This is a genomic window from Streptomyces sp. NPDC033270 (assembly GCF_055576575.1).
Map to the genome: position 1 here is coordinate 204,593 of NZ_JBVIRA010000006.1, position 12,378 is coordinate 216,970.

4 protein-coding genes are annotated in these 12,378 nt (G+C 68.8%); 1 reads left to right on the forward strand and 3 read right to left on the reverse strand.

What is annotated here, in order from left to right; translation table 11 throughout:
- The first annotated feature begins 212 nt into the window (after positions 1 to 212).
- Positions 213 to 2,345, forward strand: a complete 2,133-nt coding sequence (locus ACZ5XZ_RS12480) for a hypothetical protein (RefSeq protein ID WP_468976969.1) — start codon at positions 213 to 215, stop codon at positions 2,343 to 2,345.
- A 6-nt stretch (positions 2,346 to 2,351) separates the two neighbouring features.
- Here the strand turns inward: ACZ5XZ_RS12480 and ACZ5XZ_RS12485 are convergent, their stop codons facing one another.
- The 3 genes from ACZ5XZ_RS12485 to ACZ5XZ_RS12495 are packed head-to-tail and all read right to left on the reverse strand — an operon-like array spanning position 2,352 to position 12,311.
- Positions 2,352 to 4,568 carry an SUKH-4 family immunity protein gene (locus tag ACZ5XZ_RS12485; protein ID WP_468976970.1) on the reverse strand — a complete coding sequence of 739 codons (2,217 nt, stop codon included), beginning with the start codon at positions 4,566 to 4,568 and terminating at the stop codon, positions 2,352 to 2,354.
- A gap of 58 nt (positions 4,569 to 4,626) precedes the next feature.
- A complete protein-coding gene (locus tag ACZ5XZ_RS12490) occupies positions 4,627 to 4,899 on the reverse strand; it encodes a DUF6406 domain-containing protein (protein ID WP_468976971.1) in 273 nt (90 codons plus the stop codon).
- Positions 4,896 to 12,311, reverse strand: a complete 7,416-nt coding sequence (locus ACZ5XZ_RS12495; RefSeq protein WP_468977053.1) for a toxin glutamine deamidase domain-containing protein — start codon at positions 12,309 to 12,311, stop codon at positions 4,896 to 4,898. Before ACZ5XZ_RS12495 ends, ACZ5XZ_RS12490 begins: the two co-directional genes overlap by 4 nt.
- Between the last annotated feature and the right edge of the window lie 67 nt (positions 12,312 to 12,378).

Here is a 12,378-nt window from a genome sequence, read left to right on the forward strand (position 1 = left end):
CGCAAGCGGGGAAGGGGGGGGGGGTGAGAAGCGAAATGAGACCTTCCCACCCCCCCCCCCCCCCCCCCCCCCCCCCCCCCCCCCCCCCCCCCCCCCCCCCCCCCCCCCCCCCCCCCCCCCCCCCCCCCCCTCTTCGCTCTCGCGTCGAGGTGTCGGCATACCAGCCAAGACGGGGCCGCTAACAGTCAAGACGGGGAAGGGAGTACCGGACCATGGGCCGGCGCTACGACGTGGACGGATACACCGCCGAGTTGGACGACGACTTCCAGGTCGTCTACCGCAATCCACGCGGCAAGAAGCTTCAGCAGGCACCCGACCGACTCGCGGACAGCGAAGGCGTACGCCGGCTGTACCGGCTGCGGCGGGCGCTGACCGGGCACCGCAGGCACGCGCGCGTGCAGGCCGAAGCCTGGGCCACCGCAGGCACGCGCGTGCCCATGGCCCTCGCCGCGTCCGACCCCGTATGGCGCGAGGCACTCGACGAGGCCGGCGTCGAGCCGGTGGCCGACCCGCCCGCACCGGATGTCGACGAGGCGGCGCTGATCGCGCGGGCATACGCCCACCCCGACGGCTACACCATGACGCTCCTCCTGAGGGCCTCCTTCGCACGCCACTGGGACGCGCTCTTGGCGTCGCAGGAGGACTGGGCGCTCACGGACACGTTCGCGACCGGCATCCGGGTTCCGGGAGACGGCGAACTCACTTTTCCCGAGCGGCTGATGGCGGCGCACCCCGGCCGGGAGCAGGAGGCCCTGGAGGCGGCCTACGCCTTCGGCTGGAGCCTTTGGGGCAGCCCGTTTCTCCACAAGTCCATCCTGGACGGCGACTTGGACCACCTGGCCGCGACGGCACCCAGGTTCCTCCCCGCGTTCCTCGACGAACTCGCCGACATGTGCCTGAAAGCGGGCGGAAAGCACAAGGAGCACGCCGCCGGGTACTTCACGCGCGCCAGGAACGCCGAACGCGAGCACCACACCAAGCCCGACGAGCGATGGCTCGACGCCCGATACGCCACCTTCGCGGACCATGGAGCGCTGGCCATCGGGGCACTACGTGCGCGTGCCAAGGAACTGGCTCCCCGGGGCGCGGTGGTCTCGCCGGAGCAACTCCGGCGATTCCGCGACGTACTGGTGCGACTCGTCCACACGCCCCACGACCTGTATCCGGGCATGGCCGCGGATCTGCGCAAGGTGGCCCGGGCGGCGGGCGCGAATCCCGAGTCCGAAGTGGCCGCACTGCTCGCGGACATCGTGCCGAGGGTCGGGCTGTGCGCGGGTGACACGGACACGTTCTGGGTCGACGCCCTGAAGGGGAAGGCCCTGGATCTGCTGGTCGAGCGACGCCCGGAAACGGTGTACGACGTACTGCGGCTGACCCCCGACGACGCGAACAGCACGGAGGGCTGGCTGTCGCTGCTCCGACGAAGCGGTGCCCTGGCCCTGTTGACGGGCGAGCGCCCGGGGCTCCCCGCCGGAGAGGCGGCCCGCCTGCTGCACGACTGCCTGGCGAGCGAACCCACTTGGCGTGCGCGTAATGACGAGCTGTACGACCTGGCGGTGCGCCTCGCCCCACGCCTGGCGGCCGACGCCGTTCCGGTGCGCCTGCCCTATCCCGCGCCCGACCGCAGGCGGGCTCCCATCCCGCTCGACCTGGCGGACGAACTCCTCGAACACGGGGTGCCGTTGGCCGACCCGCCGCCGAAACTGGGCAGCCCGGGCGCCGCCCACATGCTCGTCCACCGGCGCCCGCACCTGACCCGGCTGCTCGCCGACCCCCGCTTCGCCCGCGAACTACGCATCGCGCTCAACGCCGAACTCGAACTGGAAGGGCTGCCGGAGGCGGGGGTGTCATACCACCGTCACTATCGCCCGCACCGGGACGCGGAACTCAACAGCTGGCGCAGCACCCCGGGCATCTGCCGTACGCCCCTGGGCCGTGAGGTGCTGTGCGCATGGCTGAACCGCCAACGCGAACGCCTGCGCGCAGGCCTCGACCTGAACGGGCTGGTGCATGTGCTCGCCCCCTTCGTGCACATCGGCGGGGTCGTCGACGAGCTGCTCAAGGACGAGGCGGCGGCACGGGAGTTCGCGTCCGTGGACGTGGTCGCGCTGGTCCTGGCCGACCTTCCGACCGAGGCCGACCGGCCGGCGATCGAAGAGCTGATGGCCACGATGCGACCTGAGGACCTGATCGGCACCAGGCCCATGCCGGGCTTGCGCTCACGGATCGACGAGACCTTGCCCGACCTGCCCGAGGTGCAGGTCGGCCAGGCATGGAAGGCGCTCCAGACGGGGGTCAACTGCCAGGAGGGACTGAGGCGCCTTGTCGCCCGCCTCTCCGACTGAACGGCGTCACTCGTTGTGGAGTACGTACGACCAGGCGGGCTGCTCACCGCACGTTTCGTCGACTTCGGCCAGCGCTCCCAGGACCCAATAGGGGATCTGCCCTCGCTCGGAATGGGCCGGGGGCAGAAGACTCCGCGTACGCAGCCCGGTGACCCACAGCGCGACCATGGTGAGGAAATCTTCGAGGCTGTGCGCGGCGGGAAGGCCGGCGAGGTGATCCTGGCCCGGCTTCGTGGGAACGCGCAGGACGTGTCCGGTGGGCCCGTCGATGACGAGCTTGCCGCCCATCCACTTGCCGATCTGGAAGAAGGGCCCGCTTTCGGGGACGGGCTCGATTCCCTCGGGCCAGGAGGGCAGTTCGTCGAGAATGCCGATCTCCCAGTTGCCGTACGGAAAGAGCCCCATGGCCCCTTCGTTCATGTAGGGCAGCCCGAATTCCAGGAGAAGTTCGCGGGTCGCCGGGTGGGTGAGCCGATCCGGGAAATCCTCGACCTCGATGGGGTAGATCGCGTCCTCGCCGAACAGGGTGACGACGTCCTCGTGACTCGGGGCCGGCGCGTCGCTCGGACTTCCCGCGCCCGCGTCCGTGTAATCCCAGCTCAGGGGTTGCTGCCGGGCACCGAAGTCGGAGATGTCCACACCGTCCGCAGGCCGGATGGCGATCAGCCCCGAGTCGCCCCCGAAAACGACGACGTCACCCACGGTCAATGGCGCGCAAGGCAGTACAAAATCCTGCTCGCTTCGCCGGGGGGACGACGAGCCGAACAGTTCTCGGGCGAGAGCGGGCGAAGTGGAGGAGCCGTCCGTGGGTGACGCGGGCCAGGTGAGATCCGCACGATGCTCCTGCGGGATCTCGTCGTTTTCCCAAGGGCCTGCGACACGGTCTCCCGTCTCCACGTCCCAGATCGAAACATACGGCTGCTGTGCTCCGTCCACCGTCCGCTGCTGCAAACCGGCAATGGCGGGTCGCCCCTGCCAGCGCACCTCCGCCAGCGCGGCGAATCTCCCGGCCCACAGATAGTGCGCGTGACAGCCACCCGGCGGCCGCCAATGGGCCCACTTGGCCTGCCAGGGCAGTGACACAGAAGAGGAGGCGACCGCTGACGCGAACTCGAGATCGCCGCGCGAAAGCGCCATCAAGTGCAGCCACGAAGCCCACTCCGTCTGATGCCGCGGGGTGACGCCCCAGCCCCACAGATGAATCGCGTCGGCGGCGGCCGTGTTTCCGGGGATGAGGAACGTGATGCTTCGGGCCGCATCCATGAGCGCCGTTTGCGGCAGATTGTCGACGACATGTCCGTCCCGAAGAACTTCGTCGTACGTTCCCGCCTGCACGGCGTGCATGGCGAGCCCAGTGGCCGCGTACAGGCCGACGGCACCGTGCTTGGCCCACCCCTCGGGGTGGCGAAAACCCGAAGCCGAGCGCATCAGCCAGGAAACCACATGCCCATTGACGCGGGAGAGTTCGGGAGATTCGATATCCCGACGCAAGATCTCGGCCAGGCCCTCGTCGACAAAGGAAACTCCGAGAGGTCCGAGCCGAAGAATTCCGGACCCCTCCCTCGCGAATTCAGCGAGTTCGTCTTCGGATGCCGCTTCACCGGTCAGTGCGGTGACAAGTCGGGCCCAGACCGGGACGGGTACGAAGCGGGGCTCGGCCAGTGCCAACGCCCGCACGGCAACGGACTCTGTTATCGCCGGCAGAGACTCGACGGCCGCCGCGGACAGCCGAAACACCGCCCGGGGATCAACGCGGGCCGGCAGCAACTCGGGAACCACATGGACCAGCACGGCCAACTTGCCACGCGCCAGCCACGGAAGGGTCCGGGTCACCAACCGCTCGGGCTCGTACGACCGCCGCGTCGGCCCGGCACGATGGGCGTTGACGACCAGCAGCAACCGCTCCTCGGGCCATGAGCCGAGCGCGAAGCGCCAGTCGTCCCGCTTGTCCGCGGACAGATCGACTCCGAGCGCCGTGAGGGCCTGCTGCATGACCTGCTCGGCGGTGAGCCCGGTGGCGTCGACGACCACACTGCCGGGCACGTGCTCGTGTGTCTCCCGCATGACGGCCGAGGCGTCATGGCCGCCCGAAGCGACAAGAAAGGCCACTTGGCCGCCGAGTCCACCCTCACGCCACCATGCGCCGACGCGACCGGCGACCTCTTCCTCGGGGATTCCGGGGATTCCGGGGATTCCGGGGGTGTCGGTGGTTGGCTCGGGCATGGTCCTCCTCAGTTGCGCGATGACTCCTCGACCCTACGCGCGGTGGGCGGTGGCGGAATCAGGCCGGGGCCGCCGCGACGCGGCGCAGCTCCACGGTCCAGTCGTCCTCGCTCGGCCAACCCGTCAAGTCGGCGAGCTGCCATGTCTCGTCGCCCACGGGGAAGGTCTCACCGATGCGGACGGTGTGATCCTGCTCCTCGGTGGCGACGGTCGCGATCCGAACCCTGACCGAGGCGTCGGACTCCCTGTAGATGTCCATCACTGCGAAGCGAGCGTTCTCGGTACTTCGCTGAATCCCGTGCCAGAGACGAATCGTGTCGGCATTACTCACTTCTCATCCTCCAAAGACGCGTACTGGTTGCTGCAGTATTTCATGAACTCCTTGATGGTCAGCGGCTGGGGATGCTTCGAGTTGTGCGGATTGCGCAACTGAATCAGGCCCTTGTCGTCGACCGAGACGATCTCGTAGGCGTGTGAACTCAGGAGGTCCTTCTCCATCTTGTTCTCCACACCCGTGCCCTTGGGGCGAGTGCCGATAACGACCGGTCTGCCGCTTTCCGTGAGCTCTCGCAGGTGGGCCAGAATTTGCTTTTCCGGGCTGCGGCCGTGCATATCGTACTGCGTCGGGAATTCGTGGTTCTCCGACGTACGTCCGGTGAGCTGGGCGAGCAGCTCGGCACGGTCGCCCGATGTGGAGCCCTGGGTGATGCGGGAGTATCCCGTCAGCAGGTTGCCGTCGAAGTCCTTGTGGGCGGGGAACTGCGACTCGTGCTCGCGCTTCTTGTCGTCCCAGAATTGGTCCAGGCCCGCGATGGCCTTCTCCATGATCGCCGGCCAGGCCACGCCCGTGTCGTTGGCGTTGGCGTAAGCGGTGGTGTTGGGGAATTCGCTGTACACGGGCACGTCCGGGGTGACGCGCACGGTCAGGATGCGGCCGGTCGGAGCCTGGTTGCCGTAGTTGTTGCGCCGCACCTCGTGGAAACGGACCTCGTAATTGCCGTCCTCCGTCTCCCGGATCATGTCCTGGAGGAGATCCGGGTACCTGCTCGCGATGGCGCCCAAGGTGGCGATGATGCCGCAGTCGCCGATGGCACCCTGCTGCGTCTGCTCACGCGACGGAGGCCCGTCGAACAGCGGCACGCGCGTCCCGTCGGGCCGGTCCAGCGGAGTGCCGTAACGGTCGGGCTGGAACTCCGCCGGCTTCTTGTGGTTGCCGAAGCGCGGCTGGTCCACCTCAGTGGTGATCTCGGTGGGCTCGGCCGGACCGGACTGGGTCAGTGACTGCCAGAGCTGCTTGAACCGGCCTCGCTTTTCCGGCTGGTTGTCCGAGGTGGGAGACCCCTCACGAGGCTCGTCGGCGGATGGGTTCGGGGCGCCGGCCTGCTCGGCCGCCCCCGTGGCGGCGGTGGTGGGTCGCGGGGCCCCTCCCGCGCCCGCGAGTGCGCTCTCCGTCGGCGGAACGTCGCGGTTCGAGCGCTGTGAGTCCGCCGGTGCGGGTGTTCGGTTGCCGGCAGTCCCGTTGCCAGCAGCCCCGTTGTCCGCAGTCCCGTTGTCCACAGGGGAGTTGGCGCTCGCGGGGTCTGCCGAAGGTGTGCGCTCGCCATCGGTCGGGTTGGTGGTCGGCGTGCCGGCGGAGTCCACCGGGGGGCGGTGGTCTGTGCCTGCGGGGTCGGTGGGGGGACGGCGGTCTGTGCCTGCGGGGTCGGCCGGGGGCCTGCGGTCTGTGCCTGCCGGGTCCGACGGGGGTGTGCGGTGGGGGTCCGTGGGATGGGACGGGCCCGACTGAGGCGCCTGGGTGGGCGGTGTGTTCTGGTCGTGCGTTGGCCCCGGCGGTGTGTTCTGGCCCGGATTCGCCAGCGTCTGTGCCAATTCGTTGACGAAGTTCAGGTGTTGCTGAATCTCCGCGTCCTGGACCTGCTGACTCGGCGTGCGGTACTTGCCGAGCGCAGTCCTGATTTGAGACTCGGTCCTGCCTTCCGCGCGCAGTCTGTCCCGCTCGGCCGCCTTGAGCTTCTTGAGGTCCGGGTCCGCTCGATAGGTCGTGCTGTAGTAGACGGGAACACCGTCCATCGCCTGGGAATCGTTGATTGTCCTGGAGCAGTTGGCGTGGCCGGTGGGATGACCGGATTTGGTGTTGGGCAGGCCACAAGGCTCACGTTCGGTGTAGAGGCCCTTGACCTCGACTTTGGCCTGCTCCCGAGCTTCGCGATTCTCGTTGAGCTGGTCGATCCAATTGAGGATGTGGGACTCGGAGTGCATCGGGTCGGCGCCGTCCACGGCAGGGGGAACCGACGAATCGACGATGTAGTGACTTTCCTTGGTGTCCGGGTCGAAAACTTCCACGACCGCGTAGTTCTTGCCGGAGAAGTCGGGCGAATTGCCATCCGTCTCCTCAAGCAGCCGCTTGAGGTCCTCCACATCCCGAAGGTTCGTCCCGTCCGGGTGCGAGGCGAGTTCACGTCGCCAGGGAGCCGCTGATTCGTGGAACTTTCCGTTGTTGTACGCGTCGTTGTTCGCGGCCGGGTCAGGGTTCACACCAACGGCGTTGTTGGCATGGAAGGACTGGCTGATGCGGGCCAGCGTGGCGATCGCGGCGTACCGCTGGCCGTCGTTCATCTGCGACCACGCGGGATCAAGATGCTGCCGGAGATCACTGTCGGTGAAGTTTGTCGACGGCATCGGAACATTCCGGTGCGCCGCCATCGCGGCCTTGTGGGCGGCATCAGCCTGGGGGAGAGCCTGCTGGGCATGGGCGAGCCGCTGCTCCGCCGCCGCCCGCTTGGCCTGAGCCGCCTGCTTCGCGTCGTCGGTCTTGGCTTTCCGCTCCGCGGTCGCCGCCCTGGTCCGCTCTGCCTTGGCGTCGGCGACTTCCTTCAGCGCCCTGTCATAGTCCTGCCTGGCTTCACGTACCTGCTGCGCCGACTCCGCGTGCGCCTGGCGGCGATCGATGGATTCCCGCAGAACGTCGGCCAGGGGCACCCGGGGCGGGTCGCCTTGCGGCTGCGCCCACTGCCGCATCTGCGCCTGGACCGGGTCCAGACCGATCCGATGGACGTCGTGCGCGTCTCGAAGGTCGCCCTGTGCGGTGTCCGGAGGAAGGTTCGCATGCGAATCGGTCCGTCCTTCCGGGTCGGGAAGGCTCTGGTTGCGCCGTTCGCGAGTGCCTTCCGCGCTGGGGTCGTTGGACCCGGGGGTCGAACCGGCCGGGCGCTGGGGCGAGGTGTGGTCGGTAGCGACAGGTGTGGTCTGGCTCTGGCTCTGGCTCTGGTTCTGCGTGGTGGGTTGGTTGGTGGTCGCGATGGGGCGACGGTTGGCGTCCAACGGGATCGCGAAGACGCCGTTGTTGCCGCTGTGCAGCGGGGTGGTGCTGTGCTGGCCCGTCTGCGGGTCGGCGTAGACGATCTGGCCGTTGTGGTTGACCACGTTCCAGGCGTGGGCACGGCCGTCGGCGTTCTGGGTGATGATCACGGCCTGTGAGCCGTGGCCCTCGTTGAGGAGGGCGGTCTCCAGGTTGTTGTACGCGTCGCGGCCGTCGCCGAAGTCGTCGAACTCGGCACCCAGGGCGTTCTCGATACGGTCGCGGCCGTTGGGCTCGGGAGTGTCGGCGGGGGTGCCGTCCGCATTCGGGCTGCGGCGGGCGGCGACCGTGGGGTTGCCCGCGTACGACTCGACGAACGCCAGTGATCCGTCGGGGCAGTTGACGTCGCGACCGGACTCGTCGGGGTTCTGGCCGCGCAGATCGTCGACCCAGGTGCCCTCGCGAGGGTCAGGGGCCTGCTGGAACGAGCCGTCCTCGTTGCGCGGGAATCGCTCTTGCTGCGCACGGTTGTCGGCGTCGGTGGGGTCGTCGTAGCCATCCGGCGGACCGGAGGGGCGCGTGGTGGTGGACGGGAAGACCGGTTCCCTCGACTCCGGTTGCTGGTCGGTGTCGTCGGTGTCGTCGGTGTCCTGGGCGTCCTGGGCGTCCTGCGTGTCCTGGGTGTCCTGGGAATCCTGAGGGGCTTGAGAATCCTGCGTGTCCTGCGAGTCCCGCGGGTCCTGTGCGTTGTCGGGCTGCGGGCCGTCCTGGTCCGTCGGGTCCGAGTCCTGGGTCGCTTCCGAGTCCCGGCCCGGGGTGGAGTCTGTGTCCGGGGCGGTCTCGGATACCCGGTCCGGATTGGACTCCTGGGTGGTGTTCGTGTCCGGAGAGGTGTCCTGGTTCTGCGGTGATGGCGTCTCCGGGGTCGGCGTCGTCTCCGGGGTCGGCGTCGTTTCGGGGGCCGGTGTCGCCTCCGGCGTTGTGGAGGACTCCGGGGTCGTCGACGGTGGCGCTGTGTCGGTGCTGCCGTCGTTCGCGTTCTGCTCGGCGGTCGAGTCGTCGTTGTCGGAGGACGCCTCGTCAGTGGACGGCGAGGTGCGGGAAGGTCCGTCCGACTGACCGTCCGACTGGGCGTCGGGGGTCGACTGATCCGTCGACGAGTCGGGTCCCGGGCTGTTGTCGGTGTCCGGAGTGTTCTGGGTGGACGGCTGAGGCGTCGACGGGGTCAGGAAGTATGGAGTGATCGGATTCCGATTGGCGTCCAGCGGGGTGTAGAAGACCTCTTGGGCGCCCAAGTGAATCGGATTTTCGCTGACGACGCCTGTTTGCGCGTCGACGAACAGAACCTGGCCGTTGTGGTTCACCGCGGCGAAGGCATGGCCGCCACCGCCGGGCCAGTTGACGCCGATCACGGCTGCCGAGCCATGCCCGGCCTGCGACAGCTCGTAGGCGATACGTGCGTACGGGTTGGGATGGTCCTTGCCCGCGTACGTGCTGGGGGCGCCGGCCCAACGTGCCTGGTTGTCGACCGAGTCGCGCTCCGCCGAGAAGGTGTTCAGGCTGCCGTCCGCATTGAGGTCCAAGGTGCGCGGGGCGGACACCGTCGGGCGGCCGAACCATGTCTCGAGGAACGAGCGGGTGCAGTCGGCGCAGTTGTTGGACCGGCCGGGCACCCCGACGCCGCCGTCGTTCTGCAGACTGGCCCAGTTTCCTTGCCGCGGGTCCGCGTACACCTGCGGGGTGCCGTCGGGGTTCCTCGGGTGGGCGTTCTCGAGGTCCTGCTGATGGGCGGGGTCGGGTGTGGTCAGGCCCTCGAACGGGATGTTCAGGTCGTTACGGATGTCCGAGAGGTTGTCTGCCTGGGCCGGAGGCGGAGGCGCAGTGGGCTGCTGGGTGGTGCTGTCGTCAGCGGGGGGCTGGTTCTGATCGGGCGTCTGGTCGGTGGCGTCCGGCTGCTGACTGTCCGGCTGTTGGTTGTTCGGTGCCGGCATCCCCTGGTCGTTCGGCGTGGAAGTGGGGGACTCGACCGGTGACTGCTGGTCCGTCGGACGGTTCGTCGGCTGCTCGCCGCGGGGCGGCGTGGTCGGGCGGCTCGGTGTCTCGCTGCGGGGGGTCGAGGTGCGCGGCGGCGATGCGGGACGGTTCTGCTGGGTGTCCCGCGACGGCGTCGTGGGCCTGGTGCTCGGCTGTTCCGTACGCGGTGTCGTGGCGCTGGGCGTGGTGGCCCGCGGCCTCGTCGTCGTGGGGTTGCCGGCCGCCGGCGCCTGCGTCGGCATGGGGCCGGCCGCCGGTGGTGGCATGGCACCCGGGGGCGACGTTGAGGGCGTCGCGGACGACGGGGACGCCTGCTGCGGGATGCCCGCCTCACCGTGCTGCGTACCGGGGGTCGGGGGCGCCGCCGTGGCGACGTTGCCCATGAGGCCCATGTTGTCGTCGTCCGGGTCTTGCTGGGTCGGCGTTGACGGTGTCGGCGCGTGGCCCTGACCAGGGCTGGGGTGTGCGGTGGGTGTGTGGCCGGGCATGGCGCCGCTCGGCATGGAGACGCGGCCGCTGCCCTGGTTCTGGTTGTCGTTGTTGTTGCCGTCGTGGGAGTCGCCCGGCGTGGGGCCCTGGGCCGGTGCGGGCATGGAGGTGACCGAGTCGCGGTCGACCTGGTGCACGGCCGGTTCGGGGCGGGAGTTGTCGGGGGCCGGGGCCGGTGCGGCCTCGGGGCGGTCTGTCTCCGGCGGCGGGGACGGCATGGGCGCGGGCTCGGTGGTGCGCGGGTCCGGGATGGACGCGCCCTGCTCCGGGGTGTGGGCGCCGACGCCTTCCGGGTGGCTCGGGCGAGCGCTGTCCGCAGTGGTGTCCGGCGCCGGGGAGCCATCGACATCCGGCGTGCTGCCCGGGCCCTGGATGGGCGAGGAGTTCGAGGGCATGGACGGCTCGTTGCCCGGTGCCGTGCTCGGCGGGGCGTCCGGTGTGCTGTCCGGACGGGCGGAGTCAGGGGCGGTGTCGGGGGCCGGTCCGCCCTCGACGTCCGGCCTCGTCGTGGTGGGCGGCGTGGACGAGTCCGGAGACGAGTCGGGGGTGGACGGATCGGGGGTGGACGAGTCGGGGGTGGACGAGTCGTCGCCCGGAGAACGACCGACGCTCTCGTTGTAGGCCTGGGTGCCCACGTCGAAAGGGCTGGGCGAGTCGGAGCCACGGCTTGGTGAGGGGGAGGACGACGAGGGGCTCGACGAGTCCGGGCTGCCGGTGCTATCCGTGCTGCTGTGGGACGGCGTACTGGAGGAAGAGGAGGGCGAACTCGAAGCCGACGGGCCATCGGACGACGAGGACGGGCTCGACGACGAGGACGGGCTCGACGAAGAGCTGTCCGAATCGCTCGACGGAGACGAGGGCGACGGACCGCCGATATCCGGTGCCCTGCGCCCGGAGTCGCCGCTGCTCGAACTCGGCGAACTACTGGAACTCGGCGAACTGCTGGAACTCGGCGAACTGCTGGAACTCGGGGAGTTGCTCGACGAACTGCTGTCGTTCGATGGCGAGTTGGACGCGTTGGACGAGCTGGGCGAGTTCGACGAATTGGAGGAGCTGGGGGAGTTGTCGGACGAACTGCTGTCGTTGGACGAACTGCTATCGCTGGACGACGAGTTGTTGTTCGACGACGGATCGTTGGAGTTCGACGAGCTGTCGTTGCCGGAGTCCGACGAGCCGTCGCCGCCGTCGTGTCCGCTGTTGGTCAGTCCGTTGCGGGCACCATGGCCCGCGCGGGAACCGGCGCCGTCGCGCAGGGACTCACCGAAGGTGGAACCGGAATTCTTCAGGGCCTCCTTGCCCTCTTCGTAACCCTTCTTGGCGGTGCGGCCCAGGTCGTAGCCCGACTGCTTGCCGAAGTTCTGCTCGACGGTCTGGGCGACCAGGTCGGAGACCATGGCTTCCAGAGCGGAGACAAAGGGTTCCTTGGCGGTCTCCAACACCGCCTGCAAGATCTGTTGGGCTATCTCCTTGAGGAGTTTGCGCAGGATCATCCGCGTGGCGGCGGCCGCGCCCATCGCGCCGAGTTCGGACAGACCCAGGGTGAATGGAGCGGCGGCCTGGGCCGCGGCGATCTCGATCGCCAGGATGACCAACTGGGCGATCACCGCCACTTTCAGCCCGATGATGAGCATCGCCGCGGCGTCCATGCATATGGCGATCAGCTCGGCGCCCTGGCGGGCGTCGTCGAAGTAGCCCGAGCCGCCGGCGAACTTCTCCCAGGTCTTGTTGAAGCCCTCGATGGAGTCGCCGGCGTTCTCGGCGAGGACGTTGCCGGCGGCGGTCATGCCACGGGCCTGGAGGCTCTCCACATCAGCGGCGAACTGGCGCCAGGTGTTGGCGCACTCCATCATCTTGTCTTCGTTGCCTGTGGGCCATTCGAAGCCACACATCTCGAGAACCCACTCAAGTGCGTTCGGCAGCATCAAAGCCACGACGAAGACCCCCGTTATCGCCCATGTAGTTCGTGTTGTCCCGGCCCTGTGGGCCGAC